The sequence below is a fragment of the Streptomyces paludis genome, from assembly GCF_003344965.1.
In the GTDB taxonomy this organism is placed as follows: domain Bacteria; phylum Actinomycetota; class Actinomycetes; order Streptomycetales; family Streptomycetaceae; genus Streptomyces; species Streptomyces paludis.
Window position 1 is genome coordinate 4987398 of sequence record NZ_CP031194.1, and the last position, 18949, is coordinate 5006346.

General features: G+C 72.0%; 21 protein-coding genes. 8 read left to right on the plus strand and 13 right to left on the minus strand.

The genetic code is table 11. From position 1 onward, the window contains the following. Positions 1-306: 306 nt before the first annotated feature. Positions 307-1302: a sigma-70 family RNA polymerase sigma factor gene (locus DVK44_RS22120; protein ID WP_114661227.1), complete on the minus strand. Its 996-nt coding sequence runs from the start codon at positions 1300-1302 to the stop codon at positions 307-309. Positions 1303-1519: 217 nt separating this feature from the next. Here DVK44_RS22120 and DVK44_RS22125 point away from each other — a divergent pair, with 217 nt between their 5' ends. Then, on the plus strand, positions 1520-2254 hold the full coding sequence (locus DVK44_RS22125; RefSeq protein ID WP_114661228.1) for a MerR family transcriptional regulator: 735 nt from the start codon (positions 1520-1522) through the stop codon (positions 2252-2254). Then, positions 2251-3087, plus strand: a complete 837-nt coding sequence (locus DVK44_RS22130; protein WP_181957501.1) for a hypothetical protein — start codon at positions 2251-2253, stop codon at positions 3085-3087. The genes DVK44_RS22125 and DVK44_RS22130 overlap by 4 nt, the downstream gene beginning before the upstream one ends. A 71-nt stretch (positions 3088-3158) precedes the next feature. On the opposite strand, the gene DVK44_RS22135 is transcribed toward DVK44_RS22130, so the two are convergent. From DVK44_RS22135 to DVK44_RS22155, 5 genes are all read right to left on the minus strand, one after another. Then, a complete protein-coding gene (locus DVK44_RS22135) occupies positions 3159-4178 on the minus strand; it encodes a DUF4184 family protein (protein ID WP_114661230.1) in 1020 nt (339 codons plus the stop codon). A 65-nt stretch (positions 4179-4243) separates the two neighbouring features. Then, the gene (locus tag DVK44_RS22140; RefSeq protein WP_114661231.1) at positions 4244-5206 is read right to left on the minus strand and encodes a hypothetical protein; all 963 of its coding nucleotides are present in this window, start codon (positions 5204-5206) and stop codon (positions 4244-4246) included. Beyond that, on the minus strand, positions 5203-5541 hold the full coding sequence (locus DVK44_RS22145; protein WP_114661232.1) for a PadR family transcriptional regulator: 339 nt from the start codon (positions 5539-5541) through the stop codon (positions 5203-5205). Before DVK44_RS22145 ends, DVK44_RS22140 begins: the two co-directional genes overlap by 4 nt. A gap of 90 nt (positions 5542-5631) precedes the next feature. Further along, positions 5632-6333 (minus strand): L,D-transpeptidase family protein, encoded by a 702-nt coding sequence (locus tag DVK44_RS22150; protein ID WP_114661233.1) that lies wholly within the window; start codon positions 6331-6333, stop codon positions 5632-5634. A gap of 208 nt (positions 6334-6541) precedes the next feature. Beyond that, complete coding sequence (locus DVK44_RS22155) at positions 6542-7843, minus strand: MFS transporter (protein ID WP_114661234.1); 1302 nt, start codon at positions 7841-7843, stop codon at positions 6542-6544. Between the two features lie 62 nt (positions 7844-7905). Here DVK44_RS22155 and DVK44_RS22160 point away from each other — a divergent pair, with 62 nt between their 5' ends. Next, entirely contained in the window at positions 7906-8877 is a 972-nt protein-coding gene (locus DVK44_RS22160) for a LysR family transcriptional regulator (protein WP_114661235.1), read from the plus strand. A 98-nt stretch (positions 8878-8975) separates the two neighbouring features. Continuing rightward, a complete protein-coding gene (locus DVK44_RS22165; protein WP_114661236.1) occupies positions 8976-9494 on the plus strand; it encodes a DUF1203 domain-containing protein in 519 nt (172 codons plus the stop codon). A 62-nt stretch (positions 9495-9556) separates the two neighbouring features. Here DVK44_RS22165 and DVK44_RS22170 read toward each other — a convergent pair whose 3' ends face one another. Then, positions 9557-10399 carry an alpha/beta hydrolase gene (locus DVK44_RS22170; protein ID WP_114661237.1) on the minus strand — a complete coding sequence of 281 codons (843 nt, stop codon included), beginning with the start codon at positions 10397-10399 and terminating at the stop codon, positions 9557-9559. Between the two features lie 111 nt (positions 10400-10510). On the opposite strand from DVK44_RS22170, the gene DVK44_RS22175 reads away from it, so the two are divergent. Together DVK44_RS22175 and DVK44_RS22180 are read left to right on the plus strand one after the other, a co-directional pair. Then, positions 10511-11626: an adenosine deaminase gene (locus tag DVK44_RS22175; RefSeq protein WP_114661238.1), complete on the plus strand. Its 1116-nt coding sequence runs from the start codon at positions 10511-10513 to the stop codon at positions 11624-11626. Between the two features lie 167 nt (positions 11627-11793). Further along, positions 11794-12180 (plus strand): ATP-binding protein, encoded by a 387-nt coding sequence (locus DVK44_RS22180; RefSeq protein ID WP_114661239.1) that lies wholly within the window; start codon positions 11794-11796, stop codon positions 12178-12180. 103 nt (positions 12181-12283) lie between these two features. Here DVK44_RS22180 and DVK44_RS22185 read toward each other — a convergent pair whose 3' ends face one another. From DVK44_RS22185 to afsQ1, 5 genes are all read right to left on the minus strand, one after another. After that, entirely contained in the window at positions 12284-12487 is a 204-nt protein-coding gene (locus DVK44_RS22185; protein WP_114661240.1) for a PspC domain-containing protein, read from the minus strand. Positions 12488-12582: 95 nt separating this feature from the next. Further along, on the minus strand, positions 12583-13302 hold the full coding sequence (locus DVK44_RS37940) for a VanZ family protein (RefSeq protein WP_114665354.1): 720 nt from the start codon (positions 13300-13302) through the stop codon (positions 12583-12585). A 146-nt stretch (positions 13303-13448) separates the two neighbouring features. Beyond that, the gene (locus DVK44_RS22195; RefSeq protein ID WP_228447319.1) at positions 13449-14159 is read right to left on the minus strand and encodes a hypothetical protein; all 711 of its coding nucleotides are present in this window, start codon (positions 14157-14159) and stop codon (positions 13449-13451) included. Next, complete coding sequence (locus tag DVK44_RS22200; protein WP_114665353.1) at positions 14156-15667, minus strand: sensor histidine kinase; 1512 nt, start codon at positions 15665-15667, stop codon at positions 14156-14158. The genes DVK44_RS22195 and DVK44_RS22200 overlap by 4 nt, the downstream gene beginning before the upstream one ends. 101 nt (positions 15668-15768) lie before the next feature. Next, complete coding sequence (gene afsQ1, locus DVK44_RS22205; protein ID WP_181957661.1) at positions 15769-16446, minus strand: two-component system response regulator AfsQ1; 678 nt, start codon at positions 16444-16446, stop codon at positions 15769-15771. Between the two features lie 203 nt (positions 16447-16649). Between afsQ1 and DVK44_RS22210 the strand changes: the two genes are divergently transcribed. Continuing rightward, the gene (locus tag DVK44_RS22210; protein WP_114661242.1) at positions 16650-17450 is read left to right on the plus strand and encodes a SigE family RNA polymerase sigma factor; all 801 of its coding nucleotides are present in this window, start codon (positions 16650-16652) and stop codon (positions 17448-17450) included. 184 nt (positions 17451-17634) lie between these two features. On the opposite strand, the gene DVK44_RS22215 is transcribed toward DVK44_RS22210, so the two are convergent. Then, on the minus strand, positions 17635-18336 hold the full coding sequence (locus tag DVK44_RS22215; RefSeq protein WP_228447320.1) for an ATP-binding protein: 702 nt from the start codon (positions 18334-18336) through the stop codon (positions 17635-17637). A gap of 187 nt (positions 18337-18523) precedes the next feature. On the opposite strand from DVK44_RS22215, the gene DVK44_RS22220 reads away from it, so the two are divergent. Then, on the plus strand, positions 18524-18949 hold the full coding sequence (locus DVK44_RS22220; RefSeq protein WP_114661243.1) for a hypothetical protein: 426 nt from the start codon (positions 18524-18526) through the stop codon (positions 18947-18949).

The window sequence follows — 18949 nt, forward strand, 5'->3', positions numbered from 1 at the left end:
GAAAGGAGGAGGGGCGGCCCAGCGCCAAGCGCCTCGCTCCCGTACACCCCGGTTACCTCTTGGTACTGACCCGCACCCGACAACCCCACGGTGCCCAGCGGGGCGCGAGTCTCAACCAGCAGACGGCCGTCAGCCGCCGCGACGACCCCCGCAGCCGGCTGACGGGGTTCACCGGGTAAGGAGCGCTCCTCCCGGAGGCGCAGGCGCAGGCGCAGGCGCAGACGGAGTCGGCGGATACGCGGAGGGGCCCACCCGTACCACCCGTACGCGTGGGCCCCTCCGCTCGTACCGTCGTCCCGCCCTCCGTTACGCCGCCAGCGTCTCCGGCAGGTCGAACAGGGGGAACCACCGGGGCGTGTCCAGGAAGCAGTTCAGCGCCGAGATCTTGCCGTTCTCGATCTCGATGATCTGGAGCGCCCACGGCGCGAACCCGTCGCCGGACTCCGCCGGCTTGTAGTGCGCGAAGGCCGGTGTGCCGTTCGCGACCGTCGCGACGAGGCGCGAGCCGCGGCAGCCCGCGCCGATGGTGAGCATGAAGCCGGTGATGTCGTCGTGGCCCTGGAGCCACAGGTCGAAGGGCGGCATCGTGAACTTGGCGTCGTCGTGGAGCAGTTCCGTCAGCGCCTTCATGTCGTACCCCTCGAAGGCCACGACATAGCGCTCCAGCAGCCGCTGGTGCTCCTCGTCCAGCTCACTGGCCGTCTCGGTCGCCGCGGGCTCGGACTCGGCGATCGTCGCGCGCGCCCGCTGGAGCGCGCTGTTGACCGACGCGACCGATGTGTCGAGCAGTTCGGCGACCTCGCTGGCCTTCCAGGACAGCACCTCGCGCAGGATCAGCACCGCCCGCTGCTTGGGCGCGAGATGCTGGAGCGCCGAGACGAACGCCAGCCGGATCGTCTCCCGCGACACCGCCGCCTCCGCCGGGTCCGTCACGGACGGCAGCACCCGGCCGTCCGGCACCGGCTCCAGCCAGGCGGTCTCCGGGAGCGGGGTGAGCTGCGCCTGTGCCACGGGGGTGGGCCCCGACAGATCCATCGGACGCGCCCTGCGGTTGCCCGCGCTGAGCATGTCCAGACAGACGTTGGTCGCGATGCGGTAGAGCCACGATCTGAGCGAGGACCGGCCCTCGAACGTCTGGAAGCTCTTCCACGCCCGGACCATCGTGTCCTGAACGGCGTCCTCGGCCTCGAACGGGGAGCCCAGCATCCGGTAGCAGTAGCCGGTCAGCTCCGTCCGGTACTGCTCCAGCCGGGAGTCCAGCTCGCTCTGCCCCGCGTCTGCCGTCGCTGTCGTATCGCTCATCGCGTCGTCACCCCAGTCGCCCCGCGTGAATCCGGTCCGTGACCAGTCTCGCGGAAGGTGCTGTCCGGCCGCAGCGGATTGGCTCAGGTATCCCGGGCCGCCGGGACTGTTTGCGGTGGTTGTTTACGGTGGTGATCCTCTTGGCCCGAGGCATTCCGCGTCCGACGGCATCGCCGGACCTTGACCTTGACGCAACGGCAGGGTTTCTACTGGTGAGATGCGGATCGGAGAGATTGCCGCGCTCGTGGGGCTCACCACCCGGGCGATCCGGCACTACCACCACGTCGGACTGCTCCCGGAACCGGCGCGGCGCCCCAACGGCTACCGCGCCTACAGCGTGCGCGACGCCGTCCTGCTCGCCAGGGTGCGCCGGCTCACCGAACTCGGCCTCGGCCTCGATGAGGTGCGCGACGCCCTCGCCGACGATGCCGGGCGCGAACTGAACGAGATATTGAAGGAACTCGACGCCGACCTGGCCCGTCAGGAAGCGGGCATCCGGGAGTGCCGGCGTCGGCTCGGTGTCCTGCTCGCCGAGCCGCCCGGCGTGTGCGGTCCCGTCTCACCCGGCCTTGCCGCCCTGCTGGCGCAGGCCCCCCGGACGGACTCGCCGAGCGCGGTCAAGGACCGCGCGTACCTCACGCTGGTCGACACCGCCGGTCCCGGTGCCCAGGAGATTTTCGCGCTGCTCGGCACGCTGGTCGCCGATCCCGCGGTCGCCGAACTGTACGAGCGCCTCGACGCGCTCGCCGAAGCCCCCGCCGACGATCCGCGGATCGCACCCCTGGCGGCCGATCTCATGGCGGCCGTCCCCGACGAGGTGTTCGCCGTGATCCCCGAGGACGGGGTGGTCGTGGCCGGGTTCAAGGAGGCGCTGCTCGCCGAGTACGCGCCCGCGCAGGCGGAAGTAGTGGGCCGCCTCATGGACGCGTTCATGGGGCGGGGCCGGAGATGAGCGGCGGACGGGGCGTATGCGTGGCGCGGGTCGCGGTGGCCGCCGTACTGCCGGGGGAACTGGCCCTGGCGGCCTGCCTGGTGGCCGGGGTCCGGCCACCAGGGTGGGCGCTCGCGGGCGCCGAGGCGCTGGCGCTCGCGGTGCTGCTGCTGGAGGCATGGGTGCTGCGCTCCCTGTACGTTGCCGCGCGCGCCCGTGGCGCGGACCGCCGGGCGTCGTGGCGGGCAGCCGTACGGGAGGCGGTGCCGGTGTCGGTCCGCCGCCTGGTCCTCCACGAGCTGCGCGCCCTCGCCTCCCTGGCGCGGTGGGTCCGGCGCGGCACGCACGGGGTGCGCCCCGGGGACCTGGCCGCCGCGTACACCGGGCCCCAGACCGGGATGATGTACGGGCTGCTCTTCGTGCTGGTCGTCGAGACAGTGGGGCTGGCCCTCCTCATCCCCTGGCCGGCGGTCCACCGGGTGGTCCTGGTGCTCGACCTGTACGGCGTCGTTCTCGTACTGGCCCTGCACGCCGCCTGCGTCACCCGGCCGCACGTCGTACGCCCCGACGGCTCTCTCCGGATCCGCTACGGAGCCCTCTTCGACCTCGCCGTACCGCCGGACGCGGTCGCCTCGGTCCGGATTGACCGCCGCTACCCCGAAGGCCGTCTGGTCACCCTGTCCGAGGACGGGGTCCTCGACCTCATCGTGGGCAGCCAGACCTCGGTGACCCTGGAGCTGAACCGGCCGCTTCCCTTCACCCGCCCGCTCGGCGCCACGGAGGAGACACACACCATCCGCTTCCACGCCGACGACCCGCGCGCACTGGTCCACGCACTCCGTCAGCCCGCCTGACCAGCGCCCGGAACCGAAGCCGTCGGCGCGTTATCGGTCCTTCGGCTCCGAAGCGGGAGAGAGCGATCCGCTCAGGATCTGAGGCGCGCCCGCTGAAGGCGCGTGCTCAGTTGCCAGGTGGTGGCGTACAGCAGTAGGGCGACTGTGAAGGCGGCGCCCGCTCGTTTGGTGGCGCCTGTCAGGACGCCTTCGGCGACGGTGGGCCAGGGGGCCAGGGTGGGTTTTTCGGGGTAGGTGGTTTCGCTGGTGCCGTCGTTTTGATTGATGGTGGTGGGGCGGCTGTAGTCGACTTCCGTTATGTGGCGGTAGGCGTCGAAGTCGGCGCGGGCGTGGATGGTGGCGCCCAGTGCGGGGGATGCGACGAGCAGGGCCACCGTGGTCCAGCGTGCCGCGGGGCTCAGGCGGGTGGCGGGGGTGCCCGGGGCCGTGGGGGTGCTTGGGCAGTTGCGGGTGCGGCGCCACAGGTGGAGGCCGATGGCTGCCAGGCCGAAGGCGGTGCTCGCGTACTGGAGCAGGCGGGCGGCTCTCAGCCCGCCCGGCATCTCGGCGCGCAGCAGCGCCACATGGGTGACCACGAAGCCGTCGCCGTGGGTGAAGGAGTCCCACACCAGGTGGGTGACGATGCCGATGACCGCGGAGATCAGCAGCCACAGCGCATACCCCGCCCTCGCCCTCGCCCGGCCGCCCGGCACCGGATCGGGCTTCGGAGTCGGCGTCGGCGTCGGCAGGCGGAGGCCGGCCGGGAGCAGCGCTGTGACCGGTGCGCGGAGCATCCGGTACGCCGCGACCAGCGCGAGGGTGAAGGGCAGGCCGACGAGCGGGCCGACGACGAAGGAGTGGGTCTCCGTGGCGTTGAGGAGCGGCCCGTACCAGTCCTCGGCGCTGGTCGACGACACGCCGAGAACGCCCAGGAAGTACGGGGCGTCGGGTGCGATGGCGCCCGCGACCAGCGCGGCCGGTACGAACGGCGGGCGCAGGAACGGCAGTACCGCGGCGGGATGGGACAGGGTGAAGGGCAACTCGGTGATCTTCCGGTGGAACGGGTCGACAGGGCATTCGGCACGGGCATGCGACAGGGCTCGATAGGCCATTCGAGAGAGTATTCATCTTGACGGACTATCGCAACCTCCGCTTCCTCTTCCGCTTCCCTTCCGCCTCAGCGCCTGCCGCGCACCGCCCGCACGGACGCGGCCAGCACCGCCACGCCCGCCAGCAGCGGGACCACGATGCCGAGAACCGGCAGGAGTTCACCCCAGGCGTCCGCATAGGCGTACGCGACGAGCGGCGGCGAAGCCACGGCCATCGCGCCCGCCTCCCGTACACCCGGCGAACCCGCGCGCACGGCGAGCGCCACGCCCGTCACGGCCAGGACCAGCAGCGGCCAGGCGCCGTAGTCCGTGGTCACGACGAAGGCGCCGGTGTGTACGGCCACCACCGGGAACCACGCCACGGCCGCCATCGCCCCGGCCGCCGCCGACAGCCCCCGGTCCCCGCGCAGGTCCGGCGGGCAGGCGAGGACCACGGCGACGGTCAGCAGCGCCGCGACCGGAGTGGCCACCTGTTCGCTGTGCGCGGGGGCGGAGACGGACCACAGGGCGGCCGTGCCCAGCGAGCCGCACACGGCCAGGCCCGCGCCCAGCGGCCACCGGCCGGTCAGCGCGACGACCGCGCCGACGCAGACCAGCGCGGACAGCAGCATGTACAGGGCCCAGACACCCTCCGTGGCCGCGGAGAGCTGGATCCACGCGGGCGCGGGCGAGCGGACGAGCGACTCGTACCACCTCGCCAGGCGCAGCCCGCAGTCCACCGCGCCGGCCGCCAGCGCGAAAGGCGCCGCCAGGCCGAGAAAGCGCCCGGCGGGCGAGGCCGAGTCGAGGCGCAGCCGGACCCGGACGGCGTGCGCGGCCAGATCGGCGTCCGCGCGCAGCCGGGCGGCACGCGGCAGGTCGGCCGTCAACTCCCGGTGCACATCGACGATTTCGCGGCCGTGGGCGGCCCGGTACGCGGCCGGGTACAGCCTCCACAGCGGGTCGCGCGGCGGGTCGCTCGGCGGGTCGAGCAGTGGATCGAGCAGCGGATCGAGGTGGCCGGTCCGGTCGGCTCCCGTCCTCCCGCTCACGCCGGCGCCGCCGATCCCTCCGCGCCGAGCCGCCGCCTGACCTCCCGCGCCGTCGCCGCCAGCCGCTCCGCCTCGGCCTCCAGCCGCTCCCGGCCGGCGGGCGCGAGGGCGAAGACCCGGCGCGCCCGGCCGTTCACGATCTCCTCGCGCTCGACCTGGATCAGCCCCTCGGCCAGCAGCCGGTCCAGCGCCCCGTACAGCGCCCCGGTACGCGGCACCACCCGGCCCTCGCTGATGGCCTTGACCTCCTGGGCGATGGCGTATCCGTGCCGGGGCGCGTTCGCCAGCGCCGTCAGCAGGAGCAGCGCCAGTTCCTGCATTCCTCTTTCGCTCATGTCAGCAGAGTATTCCGCCCGGCGGAGTCGGCGGAGTCGGCGGAGCCGGCGGAGTCGAGGGGCCCGGCTGAATCACCGCCCCTGGCCGCCTCAGGTGCCGGGCTTCCGCCCGTACACGTACACCGCGGTGCCCGTCTTCAGCATCGACCAGTACTTCTTCGCGTCCGCCGTCGTCATGTTCACGCAGCCGTGCGAGCCCGGCGGGTTCCACATGCTCAGCTTCACCGAGTGGAACGCCTGCCCGCCGTCGAAGAACTGGCTGTACGGCATCGGGACGTTGTAGATCGTCGAGACGTGGTCCTTGTTCCGCCAGTAGACCTTCTTCAGCCCGGTCCGCGTCGCGTACCCCTTGCGGCCCGTCCGCACCGGCACCGGGCCGTACGCCAGCTTCTTGCCGTCCTGGATCCAGCTCAGCTGCCGGGTCAGGTCGACGCACGCGATACGCCCCTTGTTCGTGGGGCACTTGCCGGCCTTGTTCGGGTCCTTGCCCGCGGCCTTCTGCTGGTTCATGAGGTCCATCACGCCCCAGGTCACCGGGCCCGCGTAGCCCGCGGTCGGTGTGATGCCGTGCTTCGACTGGAAGCCGCGGATGGCCGTGCAGTCCGCCGTGGACTGCTTGCCGTCCACCGGCCGGCCGAGGAACTTCTCCACCTGCTTCTGGTACGGGCCGACCCCCGCCGTACAGGCCGACGCCGCCGCCGCGGGCGTCGCGCCGAGCCCGACCACGGTCAGGGGCACCACCAGCGCCGCGATTCCGGCCGCCACGGTCCCACCGCGCGATATGTGTCCCATCCGCCCCGTCCCCATCCGCCCCGTCCCCCTCCAAGCAACATCCAATATGGCCATATGTGTGGCCTGTCTTGGGTGGTAGACGACCGGGGCGGGTGCGTAGTTGCGCGTTGGGGGCGGTTTATTTCCCGGCGGTACGGAGACGATCACGCGACCGGCGAAAACGATCACGCGACCGTACGGAGACGATCACGCGCCCGTACGAAAACGATCACGCCGCCTTCGCCGACAGCGCCTGCCGCCGCCTCTCGCCGCGCGCCGCGTGCGTCCCGTACAGCGTGACCGATACGACGCCGGCCCCCGCCAGCAGCCCCAGCGACACCGTCGCGCTCCAGCCGCCCGCGTGGAACGCGACCGCGCCCAGCGTGCCGCCCGCGCTGCTGCCCAGGTAGTACGCCGACTGGTAGAGCGCCGACGCCTGCGCGCGGCCCGTCGTGGCCGTACGGCTCACCGCCGCGGACGCGACCGCGTGGCCCGCGAAGAAGCCCGCCGTGATCAGCACCAGCCCGAGCAGGACGGCCACCAGCGTGTCCGCCAGCGACAGCAGCAGCCCGGCGGCCGTCGTGCTCACCGCCAGATACAGCGCGCCGCGCCGGCCCAGCCTCGCGACCAGCCGGCCGGCCGCCGCCGAGGAGACCGTACCGACCAGATAGACCAGGAAGATCGAACCGATCACGCCCTGCGGCAGATTGAACGGCGCCTCCACCAGCCGGTAGCCGAGCGCCGTGTACACCGCGCCGAACACCACCATGAACAGCCCGCCGATCGCGTACAGCCGGCGCAGCAGCGGATCGGAGAGATGGCCGCCGACCGTCCGCGCCAGCGCGCGCGGGCTCAGCGAACGCGGTGTGAAGTGGCGCGCCTTCGGCAGCAGCAGCCGGAAGACCACCGCGCACCCGACTGCCAGCAGCCCGACCGCACCCAGCGCCGCGCGCCAGCCCCACAGCTGGGCGACCCAGCCCGCGACGACCCGGCCGCTCATCCCGCCGACGCTGTTGCCCGCGACGAACAGCCCGATCGCCGCGATCAGCGCCTTCGGCCGTACCTCCTCCGCCAGATACGCCATCGCCGACGCCGGAACCCCGGCGAGCGCCGCGCCCTGGAGCGCGCGCAGCGCCACCAGCCACTCGATGCTCGGCGCGAACGGCACCAGCAGGCCCACCGCCACCGCGACCGCCAGCGACGCGGTCATCATCGTGCGCCGGCCGAACCGCTCGGACAGCGCGCTCAGCGGCAGTACGAACAGTGCCAGCGCGCCCGTCGCAGCCGAGACCGTCCAACTGGCGCGGCCCGCCGTCACACCGAAGCCGGCGGATATCGCGGGCAGCAGCGCCTGCGTGGAGTAGAGGAGGGCGAAGGTCGCGACCCCGGCGGCGAAGAGCGCGAAGCTCGTCCGGCGGTAGCCGGGGCGGCCGGGCGCGAGGCGCGTGTCGACGACGGACTCGGAGGTGGCGGGGAACTGCGCGGCGGAGGCACCCGTGGTGACGGGTGCCCCGGTACTGACTGAAGGCATGCTTCGAACGTAAACACCGCCGGTTCATGCGTCCAATGCACGGAATGGCGATAATCGTTCCCATGGTGCATGAGCCGAGGTCACAGCCGCGCGTGTCATGGAACAGTTACGAACACGACATGGATCACACAGAGCACGGCGCCGCCGCCGTCCTCGCCCCCCGCCTCGCGTACTTCGCCGGGGTGGCCCGCCACGAGCACGTCACCCGGGCCGCGCAGGAGATGGGCGTCCCGCAGTCCACGCTCTCCCGCGCGATGGTCCGGCTCGAACAGGATCTGGGCGTCGCCCTGTTCGCCCGCCGCGGCCGTACGGTCTCGCTGACCCCCGCCGGACGCACCTTCCTCACCTCCGTCGAACGCGCCCTCGCCGAGGTGGAGCGGGCCGCCGAGTCGGTACGGGCCGACGCGGACCCGGCGTCGGGGAAGGTCGCCTTCGGGTTTCTGCACACCCTCGGCTCCGAGACCGTACCGGGCCTGATCAGGACGTTCCGCGCCGACCATCCGCGTGTGCGGTTCCAGCTCGTGCAGAACTACGGCGAGGCGATGATCGAGCGGCTGCGCGCGGGCGATCTCGACCTCTGCCTCACCTCACCGGTGCCGGACGCCCCCGACCTCGTCGCCCGCCGGCTGGACGAGCAGCGGCTGCGGCTCGTCGTCCCCGACGACCACCGGCTCGCCGGCCGCCGGCGCGTACGCCTCGCCGAGGCCGCCGACGAAACGTTCGTCACGCTCGAACCGGGTTACGGGCTGCGCCGTATCACCGACGACCTCTGCGCGGAGGCGGGCTTCCGCCCGCGCGTGGCCTTCGAGGGCGAGGAGGCCGAGACCCTGCGCGGGCTGGTCGCGGCGGGTCTGGGCGTGGCCCTGCTGCCCCCGCCCGCCGTGGCGCGGCCCGGCGTGGTCGAGCTGACGGTGACGGCGCCGCGCGCGGTCCGCGAGATCGGGGTGGCCTGGCTGGACGGCCACCCGGACACCCCACCGGTGGCCGCCTTCAAGCGCTTCCTGCTCTCGCGGAGGGGCCAGCTGCTCGGCTAGATGGCCGGTTCCAAGGAGAGGGGATCCGCGGGCACGCGCGCCAACGTGACGTCGGTTTCCTGCCAGCGGACACACGTGCGCCGAGCCAGCATGGGCGCATGACCAAGTACACCGTGCTCCCCGTTGACGCTGCCGCCCTCAAGGAACTGCGGGTCGCCGACGACGCGGGCCGTCTCCGCGTCCCGTACGTCGCCACCCACGACGACGAGGGCTCCCCGCTGCGCTGCTGCCTGCGCCCCATCGGGCTCGGCGAGCGTATCGCCCTTGTCTCGTACGCCCCGTTGCGGCGCTGGGCCGCCGCGGAGGGCGCGCTTCCGGGCGCCTACGACGAACAGGGTCCCGTCTTCATCCACGCCGATGACTGCGGCGGGTTCACTCCGGGCGAGGAGTACCCGTTCGACCGGCCGGGCGCGCTGCGTACCGTGCGCCGCTATGACGCCCGGGGGCATATCACTGGTGGCCGCCTGCTGGAGATTCCGGCCGACGCGACGGCCGGCTTCGACGCCGCCTTCGACGAGGCGTTCAGCGACCCGGACGTGGTGCTCGTGCACGTCCGGGCACTGGAGTACGGATGCTTCCACTTCGAGGTGCGACGGCCCTCCGCCGAGGAGCGGTAGCCGTCATGGAGGCTTCGCGAGACCCCGCTCACGGCCGTAGCCCGGATACGGTCGCAGCCCGGTCACGGTCGCAGTGAGCGCCCGAAGCCCGCCGCCAGGGGCATCCGCAGCCCCAGTGGCGGCGGCGCCGCCAGTGCGTCGGCGACCGGCCGGGAGTACGTACGCGACAGCAGCGCGCCCAGCATGAAGTCCGAGGCCAGCGCGAGGACTTCGGCGTGGTGCTGGCGCAGCGCGTGGCCGTCGGAGTGGACCTCGAAGCGGCAGGTGTCGCGGTTCGCCTTCTTGGCGCGCTCGGCCAGCCGGAAGGAGAGCCGGGGGTCGGTGTGCGCGTCGTTCGTGCCGTGCATGATGAGCACCTGCCGCCCCACCAACTGCCGTACCGGCTCGGCGTCCTGACGGTCCTCGGCGGCCGGCAGACAAGGCGCCATCGCCAGTACGGAGTTGACCGCCTGATGGCCCGCCGCGCGCAGCGCCGCCCGGCCGCCCGTGCCATGGCCGGCCAGACAGACGGGAACGTCCCCGTACCGGCGTACGACCTCGTTCACCGCCCACTCGGCATCCGCCACGTGCGGGACGGCGTCCGTCACATGCGGGGCATCGGGGCCGGTCCCTCCCGTTGGCCGCCCGTAGCGCACCACATGCACCACCAGCCCCTCGGCCGCGCCCGCCGCCGCCAGCGACCGTGCCAGGGGCCGCATTCGCGCGTAGCGCGCGTACGACCGCAGATACGGGAGCGGCGACAGTGGCAGCCCGGTGTCTCCCGGTGCCGGCCCGCCCCCGGGGAGCACCAGCACCACGCCGCCGACCGCCGTGCCCTCCGGCGGCGCGGCGACCGCGCGGGCCAGCCTCGGGCCCCTCGTTCGCGGCGCGGCATCACGAACGTGTGCTTCCCCCAGCTGTCCCATAGCAGAAGAGTCTCAGAAGGGCAGGTGTACTCCACCCGTACGCGCGGTCACTGTTACGTATCGCCCGGTCGTACTCTACGCGCGTAGGGGGAGAGGCGTTACAGTGCTGGGATGACGAGCCAGACATACCGCCCACCCACCGCCGACCAGATCGGCCGCGCCCCCAAGGTCCTTCTCCACGACCACCTCGACGGCGGTCTGCGGCCCGGCACGATCATCGAACTCGCCCGCGAGGCCGGTTACGAGGCCCTGCCGGAGCAGGAGTCCGACAAGCTCGGCCTCTGGTTCCGGGAGGCGGCCGACTCCGGCTCGCTGGAGCGCTATCTGGAGACCTTCGCCCACACCTGCGCCGTCATGCAGACCCGTGACGCGCTCTTCCGGGTCGCCGCCGAGTGCGCCGAGGACCTCGCGGCCGACGGTGTGGTCTACGCGGAGGTGCGGTACGCGCCCGAGCAGCACCTGGAGTCGGGGCTCACCCTCCAGGAGGTCGTCGAGGCCGTCAACGAGGGCTTCCGCGAGGGCGAGCGGCGCGCCCGCGCCGACGGCAACCGGATCAGGGTCGGCGCCCTGCTCACCGCGATGCGGCACGCGGCCCGCGCGCTGGAGATCGCCGAACTCGCCAACAGCTACCGGGACTCGGGCGTCGTCGGCTTCGACATCGCGGGCGCGGAGGCGGGCTTCCCGCCCACCCGTCACCTCGACGCGTTCGAGTATCTGAAGCGCGAGAACAACCACTTCACCATCCACGCCGGCGAGGCGTTCGGACTGCCGTCGATCTGGCAGGCGCTCCAGTGGTGCGGCGCCGACCGGCTCGGCCACGGTGTGCGGATCATCGACGACATCGAGGTCGCCGAGGACGGTTCGGTGGAGCTGGGCCGGCTCGCCGCGTACGTACGGGACAAGCGGGTCCCGTTGGAGCTGTGCCCCAGCTCCAACCTCCAGACCGGCGCCGCCGCCTCGATCGCGGAACACCCCATCGGGCTGCTCCGCAAGCTCCACTTCCGCGCCACCGTCAACACGGACAACCGGCTGATGAGCGGCACGAGCATGAGCCGGGAATTCGAGCTGCTGGTCGACGCGTTCGCTTACACGCTCGACGACATGCAGTGGTTCACAGTCAATGCGATGAAATCAGCTTTCATTCCTTTCGATGAAAGACTGGCCATGATCAATGACGTGATCAAGCCCGGTTATGCGGAGCTGAAGTCCGAATGGCTGTTCAAGTAAAGGGCGTTGACCAGCACATACGCCCGCTGAATGGGCTCATCACATAAATCGGGAAGCGGCTCGGGACACGGAATCCCGGCCGCTTCCGGGTGTTTGCGGGCACCGCCCGCGTCTGGCTAACTTGCGGAGCCGCCCACATTCCCACCTCCGCAAGGACGAAAACCCAGATGAAGCAGTCCGCCGTCAAGACCATCGGTGCCGCCGCCCTCGGCGCCGCCTTCGCCGTCGCCGCCGCGGGCAGTGCCTCCGCCGCGCCCGCCCTCCCCGATGTCGGCGGGGCGCTGGACACCCTCGGTGTCGTCACGGAGACCCTGCCGCTGGAGGCCGTCGCCGAGAAGCTCCCGGCGCCCGCCTCCGAGGTCGTCACCACGGGCCGCGCCGCGCTCGACACGGTCAAGAAGACCGCGCCGCAGCAGGCGCAGCAGGTCCAGAAGGCCGGCCAGAAGGCCGCGCCCAAGGCCGCCAAGGCCGCCGACCCGCTCAGCGGTCTCCTCGGCGGGCTCCCCATCGGCGGCCTGACCGGGAACGGCCTCAACGGCATCCCGCTGGGCTGACCCGGCCGTACGCGCCCCCGGCCGTACGCGCCGTACCGCACGCTCAGACGCGCCCCGCACCACCCCGCCCGGTGGTGCGGGTTTGTGCTGTGCGGCGCGTCGGCTACCAGGCGGTCGCGGACGACTTCTTCTCGCCGGGCAGCAGCACCCACAGCGCCAGATAGACCAGGAACTGCGGTCCCGGCAGCAGACACGAGACCACGAAAATCAGCCGCATCGTGTTCGCGGAGATGCCGAAGCGCCGTGCCAGCGCGGCGCACACCCCGCCGATCATGCGTCCCTCACGCGGGCGGACCAGTCCGGACATGGTGGGCTCCTTCGCGAGACCGTCGAGGGAGCCGCTTCTTCGTATGCGCTCCCGATGTCTCCATGGTCCGCCCACAACGGGGACGAAGCATCGCTCTACGGGGCGATCCCGACCCTGGGAATCGTCGGGGTGGCCCCCTGAGGGATGTCATCCCGGGAACCCTCACGGACCCTGGACAGCTCACGCACCCGGGACGCCTCACGCACCCGCGAAGCCTCGCGAGCCCGCGACGCCTCGCGCATCCGGGCCGCCTCGCGGACCCTGGACACCTCCCGGAACATCCGCCGGGAGCCGCCGCCCGCCGAGCCCGGGCCGCCCTCCAGGCGCCGTCCCCGGCCGCGTACGGTACGGCGCGGCTGTCCCCGGCGCAGCCAGGAGCGGCCCGCGGGCACCAGCGCCACATGGACCAGCGCCACACCGGCCGTGTTCAGCATGAGCGAGTCGACATCGACCACCCGCCCCGGCACCACCGTCTGGATCAGCTCGATCCCGAGCGAGATCAGCGCGCCGGCCGTGGCCGTACGGGCCAGCGAGGCCCAGTAGGAGACGGTGAGCCGGCCGTCCGCCATCGGGAGCAGCGCCCCGAGCGGCGCCAGCAGCAGCAGGCTTCCGCCGATCCGGCGCGTGGCCTCCAGGGGCCCCAGCGCCAGGCTGGCCTCGATGCCCGCGAACGGCGTCAGATTGGCCGCGTGCACCCACAGAGCGTCCAGCGGGCGGAGCGTCAGCCAGCCCACCAGCAGGAGATGCAGGAGGAGGAGAACGCACCCCGCCTTACGGAAGCGGATGACGGCGCTGCCGTCCGGACCTTGACGCACGCTCCCCAAGACGCCACGCCGTGAGCGATCGGTTCCGCCGACGGCGTAAGAAGACGTTCATGAGACGCGAGTCACCCGGATGGCGGTACAGGCTCCGGGGGCCACGGGTCCTACCGGGACTTCGCGGACTCCGGGTCCTACGGGTCCTACGGGGACTCCGGCGACGCGGCGGAAGAGGCGGCCGGGGCGACCGGGCTCGGCGCGGCGACGTTCGGGTCGACGGTCGGCACCTCCGCGTACGGGGTCCGCTTGGTCTCGGGACCGCACTCGTACCCGCGCGCCGGATAGTCGCCCGGCCCGCCCAGGACCACCCGGCCGTCCGTGGACTCGCTGGACTCGCTCTCCGCCAGTGTGCAGACGATCTGCGCGAGCGCCGCCGTCGGCAGGTCCTCCGGCTGCCGGCTGATCCGCAGCGTCCCCTCGGGGTCCCCCTTACGGGCCCCGGAGACAACCAGCGGTCCGCGTACGGAGGTGGTGAAGCCCGCCTCCCGCTCGGCGGACGAGGGCTCGGCGAGCAGCTCGTCCACCAGCCCCTGGGCGATCTCCACCCGGTTGCCCGGCGAGGTGCCCTTGACGATCCGGGCGGCCCGCTCCACGGAGGAGAGCCCCGAGGCGCAGAGGAGATAGATCCGCACCGGAACGCCGGGTTCCGTCTGGGTGATGACGTTCTTGCCGGCGATGGCGCACGGCATCCGCGAGGGCGCGGCGCCCGCGTCCACCGGTATGGAGGTGGTCCTGATCCCGCACCCCGAGGCCAGCACGGAGAGCACGGCGAGCGCGAGCACGACGCCCGGCGCCGTCCGCCCCGCCCGGTTCTCGCAGCGGTTCTGTCCCCGACTCCGGTTTCGGTACGTCATGACGCGTCGCCCCCTTCCCCGGGAGCGTTCGGTTCCTCCGCGTCCTCCGGCCGGCCGTCGCGCGGCAGCCGCAGGACGAACATCGCGCCGCCGTCCGGCACATTGGCCGCGCTGATGTCACCGCCGTGGATATGCGCGTTCTCCATCGCGATCGACAGCCCCAGCCCGCTGCCCTCGGAACGCGGCCGGGAGGCGCTCGCCTTGTAGAAGCGGTCGAAGACGTGCGGCAGCACCTCCTCCGGGATACCGGGGCCGTGGTCCCGTACCTCGATGATCAGCTCGTCGCCCTCCGTACGGACCGCCACCCGGACCGGCGAACCGCCGTGCTTGAGCGCGTTCCCGATCAGATTCGCCATGATCACATCGAGCCGGCGCGGATCGAGCCGCGCCATGATGCCGCGCTCGGCGTCCAGATCCACCGCGTCCAGCCAGGCACGCGCGTCGATGCACGCCGTGAGCTGGTCGGCCACATCGACATCGTCCAGGACGAGCCGGGCCGTACCCGCGTCGAAGCGGGTGACCTCCATCAGATTCTCCACCAGCACATTGAGCCGCCGGGTCTCGCTCACCACCAGCGTCACCGCGGGCGCGATCATCGGATCCAGGCTGTCCGCCTCGTCCTCCAGCACCTCCGTCACGGCGGTGAGCGCCGTCAGCGGGGTACGCAGCTCGTGCGACATGTCCGCGACGAAGCGGCGGCTGGACTCCTCCCGCGCGCTCATGTCCTCGACCTTCTTCTGGAGCGACTCGGCCGCGTTGTTGAACGTCCGCGAGAGTTCGGCCAGTTCATCCGTCCCCGACACCCGCAGCCGGGTGTCGAACTCGCCCTCGCCGAGCTGCCTCGCCGCCTCGCCGAGGCGCTGCACGGGCTTCAGTACGGTCGTGGCCGCGGCCTGCGCGAGCAGCGCCGAGCCGATCAGCGCGAGGGCGGCGGCGATCCCCAGCGACCAGGCGAGCGAGTTGAGGTCCGCGCGCTCCTGGTCGAGCGACTTGAAGAGATAACCGGTCGGCCCGCCCCCGATCACCCGCGTACCGCCCACCAGATAGGGGGTGTCACCGCGCTCGGTGCGCTGCCAGAAGACGTGGTACGGGTGCTTGTTGGCCGCGGTGACCTGCTGCCGGCTGTTCACCGCGTCCTGGAGCGACTGCGGTACGTCGTCGAGCGTGAACCGGTCGGGATCGGAGGCGCCGACGATCGGCTTGCCCCGGTCCCGCTCGCCTATCAGCAGCACGCAGTAACCGGCGTTGTCGCCCGCCATCTGCTCGGCCGTGGTCTGGAGGTCGGACTCGCTGGGCCGCAGGGGCAGTTCGGCGGCACGGTTCTGCATCTCCTGCTTGAAGTCCTTGAGGGCGGACTCCTGGGTACGGGTCAGCACGGCCTCGCGGTTCAGCCAGTACGCGATACCGGAGGAGGAGACGGCGGCGGTCAGCGCGACGGCGCCGAAGACGACGATGAGACGCAGCCGCAGACTGCTCCAGCGCAGCCCCGACAGGACGGCCCTGCGCAGGCCCCGGCGGCTCTTCTCCGTACGCGCGGTGTCATGTGCCGGGTCGCCACGCTCCGTGTCGCGCGCTTCGTCGTGCGGTCCGTTGTTCAGGGGCTTATCGCTCACGAAGGCGTGTCCAGCCGGTAGCCCACTCCCCGTACCGTACGGATCAGGGTCGGCGAGGACGGCACGTCCTCGACCTTCGCGCGCAGCCGCTGCACACAGGCGTCCACCAGCCGCGAGTCGCCCAGGTAGTCGTGCTCCCACACCAGCCGCAGCAGCTGCTGCCGGGACAGCGCCTGGCCGGGGCGGCGGCTCAGCTCCAGCAGCAGCCGCAGCTCGGTCGGTGTGAGCTGCATGTCCTCGCCGTTCTTGGTGACCGTCATCGCGGACCGGTCGATCACCAGGCTGCCGAACGTCGCGGAGTCCGTGGACTCCCGCTCGCCGCGCCGCAGCACCGCGCGGATCCTGGCGTCCAGCACCCGGCCCTGCACCGGCTTCACCACGTAGTCGTCGGCGCCGGACTCCAGGCCCACGACCACATCGATGTCGTCGTTGCGCGCGGTCAGCAGGATGATCGGCAGCTGGTCGGTACGCCGGATCCGCCGGCACACCTCGAAGCCGTCGATCCCGGGCAGCATCACATCCAGCACGATCAGATCCGGCCGCTGCTCACGCAGCAGTTTCAGGCCGTCCTCTCCCGTCGCCGCGGTGGCCACTCGGTGGCCCTGGCGTGACAGCGAGAGTTCGAGGGCCGTGCGGATGGCGTCGTCGTCCTCGATCAGCAACAGGAAAGGCACGAGGAGCATTCTGTCTCATGGGGGGCCGTAGTACGACTGCCGGAGCCCGCCCACGGAGGTTCCCGCGCACTCCGTACTTTCCGCCCGGAAGCCGAAGTCCCCTGTGACAGGGCTGTGACAGTCGACGGACAGGGCCATGAAACTGCCCCGGCAAGCTCATTGGCACACGGAACGAAGCAACTCCAAACGACGGGGGGCGCGGGATGAACGCACCGCACGGCACGACCACCGGACCGGTACTGGTCACGCGTCTGCACGACGTCATGAGGAGCGCCGAGAAGTCCGGTGCCGTGAACGGGCGGGGGTGCGTTCGCGGCACCGGGCGTCAGCACAAGCCGTCGTACATGACGGTGGTTGACGCGACCACGGAGGAGCGGACGCTCCGGACGAACACGGCGGACGCGGGGGCGTCCGGTGTGTCCGGTGCGTCGGGACCGGCCGGTGTGCCGGGGGCGGCTGGGGTGGCTGAGGTGTCGGGGGACGCCGAAGCCGCCTTCACCGCCTACGTCCAGGAGCGCCGCGCCTCCCTCTACGCGACCGCCTACCACCTGACCGGCGACCGGTTCGAGGCCGAGGACCTGCTTCAGAGCGCCCTCTTCTCGACGTACCGGGCGTGGGACAGGATCAGCGACAAGGCGGCGGTCGGCGGCTATCTCCGCCGCACGATGACCAATCTGCACATCAGCGCGTGGCGCAGGCGCAAGCTCAACGAGTACCCGACGGAGGAGCTGCCGGAGACGGCGGGCGACACCGACGCGATGCGCGGCACGGAGCTGCGCGCGGTGCTCTGGCAGGCGCTCTCGCACCTGCCCGAGTTGCAGCGCACGATGCTGGTGCTGCGCTACTACGAGGGCCGCACGGATCCGGAGATCGCGGAAATCCTCGACATCAGTGTCGGCACGGTGAAGTCGAGCATCTGGCGGTCGCTCCGCCGGATGCGCGAGGACAACGTCCTCAGCTTCGGCCGTGACGAGGAAGAGTCCTTCGGCGAGCTGGTCGCCTGAGGGCAGTAGGGGGAAACCGGGGGGACCGGGAAACCGGGGGACCAGGGGGAAAATCGGGGGAAGCGGGGAATGCGGGGCCCGTCGGCTTCGGGGGGAGCGGCGGGAGCAAGGGGGAACGCGGGGAAGCGGGAAGGAAGCGGGACTGTACGGGCCGGGGGGCCTGTAGGGTCCCGCTTCTCTGCGTTCAGTGGGTGGCGCCGGCTTCCGCCTCTGCGGCGGTCTGCGCCGCTTCCACTGCTTCGGTCGTCTTCGCTGTCTGCGGCGTACGCTGCCGGACCGCCGGGCCCGCCGCCGCGGTCGCGATACGGCCGAACGCCTCCGCCTTGTCGCACGGGTGCGCCCCGAGGGCCGTCTGCCGGCCGACGATCGCGCGCTCCGCGCGCATCAGCCGCCAGCCGCGCCGCAGCAGGAACGGCACCGACTTGCGGCCCTCGCGCAGATCGCGCATCAGCCGCCGCCGGAACGTGGTGGACGGCCGGCCGCGCAGACAGAGCGCGTCGGCGAGGACGCCCAGCTCCTGGCAGCGGGCCACGATGTCGGCGGCGAAGATCCCCTCCGCGAGGAAGAGCGGGGTGCGGCCGATGTCGAGGGCCTCCGTGTCCACGCGGGAGCTGGTGGCGATGGCGTAGACGGGGACGGTCGTCCGTCCCGTACGGCACAGCTCCACGACCGCGGCGACGGCGGCGTCCGCGTCCCACGAACGGACCGAGTCCCAGTCGATGTCCGTGCTCTCCGGCACCAGCGGCAGCGTCGGGTCGTCGCCCTCCTTGTAGAAGTCGTCAAGTCGCAGCACGGGCAGGCCGGTGCGGGCGGCGAGGGAGGATTTTCCGGAGCCGGAGGGGCCCGCGAGGAGAACGACGCGGGCCGGCGTGGTGGGAGCGGTCACGGGACACCAGTGTGCGGCATGCGAGCGGAAAGCGAACCCTCGGGGAACGTTTCGGGCGGACAGGTGGACGCCTTCGGGTGGTTTGGTGTTTTTGGCCGTACGGCACAACCTTGCGTCAACTACGCTGTGTGCCGGTCCGCTTACTCAATCCACCGGCCGGGCCTGTCCGGCCAGGCAGGAAAATTCCATGGCACGTCACGCAGCTCCCCCCTCCCCGCGCCGTACTCTGCTGCGCGCCGGTCTGACCCTCACCGCGGCGGGCGCGGCGCTGGGGCTGGGCGGCGCGGCGGCCCAGGCGGCGGCCCCGGCCGCGCCCCTGCCCCTGTCGGGCACGGACAAGCCGCTCCTCGACATCACGGAGGTCCCGGTCGCGGGCGAGGCCGTGGCCTCGGCCCTCGGCCACTCGGCGGCGGGCGCCCTCGGCCCGGTCAAGAACCTCCAGCTCGACCCCCTGGCGGGCACCGGCACCGACCCGCTCGACAACGTCCTCGGCACCCAGATCGCAGACTTCAAGCCCATCTCCACGGCAGCGGTCACGGGCCCACTGACGGACGGCGGCGCGTTGAAGGACCTGCCGTTGGTGGGGGGAGTGGTGGCGCTGCTGCCGGGGTGA

Bases quoted from the DNA above. Each gene is read 5' to 3' on its own strand.
- DVK44_RS22120 (WP_114661227.1), bottom strand. From the start codon at position 1,302: ATGAGCGATACGACAGCGACGGCAGACGCGGGGCAGAGCGAGCTGGAC.
- DVK44_RS22125 (WP_114661228.1), top strand. From the start codon at position 1,520: ATGCGGATCGGAGAGATTGCCGCGCTCGTGGGGCTCACCACCCGGGCG.
- DVK44_RS22130 (WP_181957501.1), top strand. From the start codon at position 2,251: ATGAGCGGCGGACGGGGCGTATGCGTGGCGCGGGTCGCGGTGGCCGCC.
- DVK44_RS22135 (WP_114661230.1), bottom strand. From the start codon at position 4,178: ATGGCCTATCGAGCCCTGTCGCATGCCCGTGCCGAATGCCCTGTCGAC.
- DVK44_RS22145 (WP_114661232.1), bottom strand. From the start codon at position 5,541: ATGAGCGAAAGAGGAATGCAGGAACTGGCGCTGCTCCTGCTGACGGCG.
- DVK44_RS22150 (WP_114661233.1), bottom strand. From the start codon at position 6,333: ATGGGACACATATCGCGCGGTGGGACCGTGGCGGCCGGAATCGCGGCG.
- DVK44_RS22155 (WP_114661234.1), bottom strand. From the start codon at position 7,843: ATGCCTTCAGTCAGTACCGGGGCACCCGTCACCACGGGTGCCTCCGCC.
- DVK44_RS22160 (WP_114661235.1), top strand. From the start codon at position 7,906: ATGGTGCATGAGCCGAGGTCACAGCCGCGCGTGTCATGGAACAGTTAC.
- DVK44_RS22165 (WP_114661236.1), top strand. From the start codon at position 8,976: ATGACCAAGTACACCGTGCTCCCCGTTGACGCTGCCGCCCTCAAGGAA.
- DVK44_RS22170 (WP_114661237.1), bottom strand. From the start codon at position 10,399: ATGGGACAGCTGGGGGAAGCACACGTTCGTGATGCCGCGCCGCGAACG.
- DVK44_RS22175 (WP_114661238.1), top strand. From the start codon at position 10,511: ATGACGAGCCAGACATACCGCCCACCCACCGCCGACCAGATCGGCCGC.
- DVK44_RS22180 (WP_114661239.1), top strand. From the start codon at position 11,794: ATGAAGCAGTCCGCCGTCAAGACCATCGGTGCCGCCGCCCTCGGCGCC.
- DVK44_RS22185 (WP_114661240.1), bottom strand. From the start codon at position 12,487: ATGTCCGGACTGGTCCGCCCGCGTGAGGGACGCATGATCGGCGGGGTG.
- DVK44_RS22195 (WP_228447319.1), bottom strand. From the start codon at position 14,159: ATGACGTACCGAAACCGGAGTCGGGGACAGAACCGCTGCGAGAACCGG.
- DVK44_RS22210 (WP_114661242.1), top strand. From the start codon at position 16,650: ATGAACGCACCGCACGGCACGACCACCGGACCGGTACTGGTCACGCGT.
- DVK44_RS22220 (WP_114661243.1), top strand. From the start codon at position 18,524: ATGGCACGTCACGCAGCTCCCCCCTCCCCGCGCCGTACTCTGCTGCGC.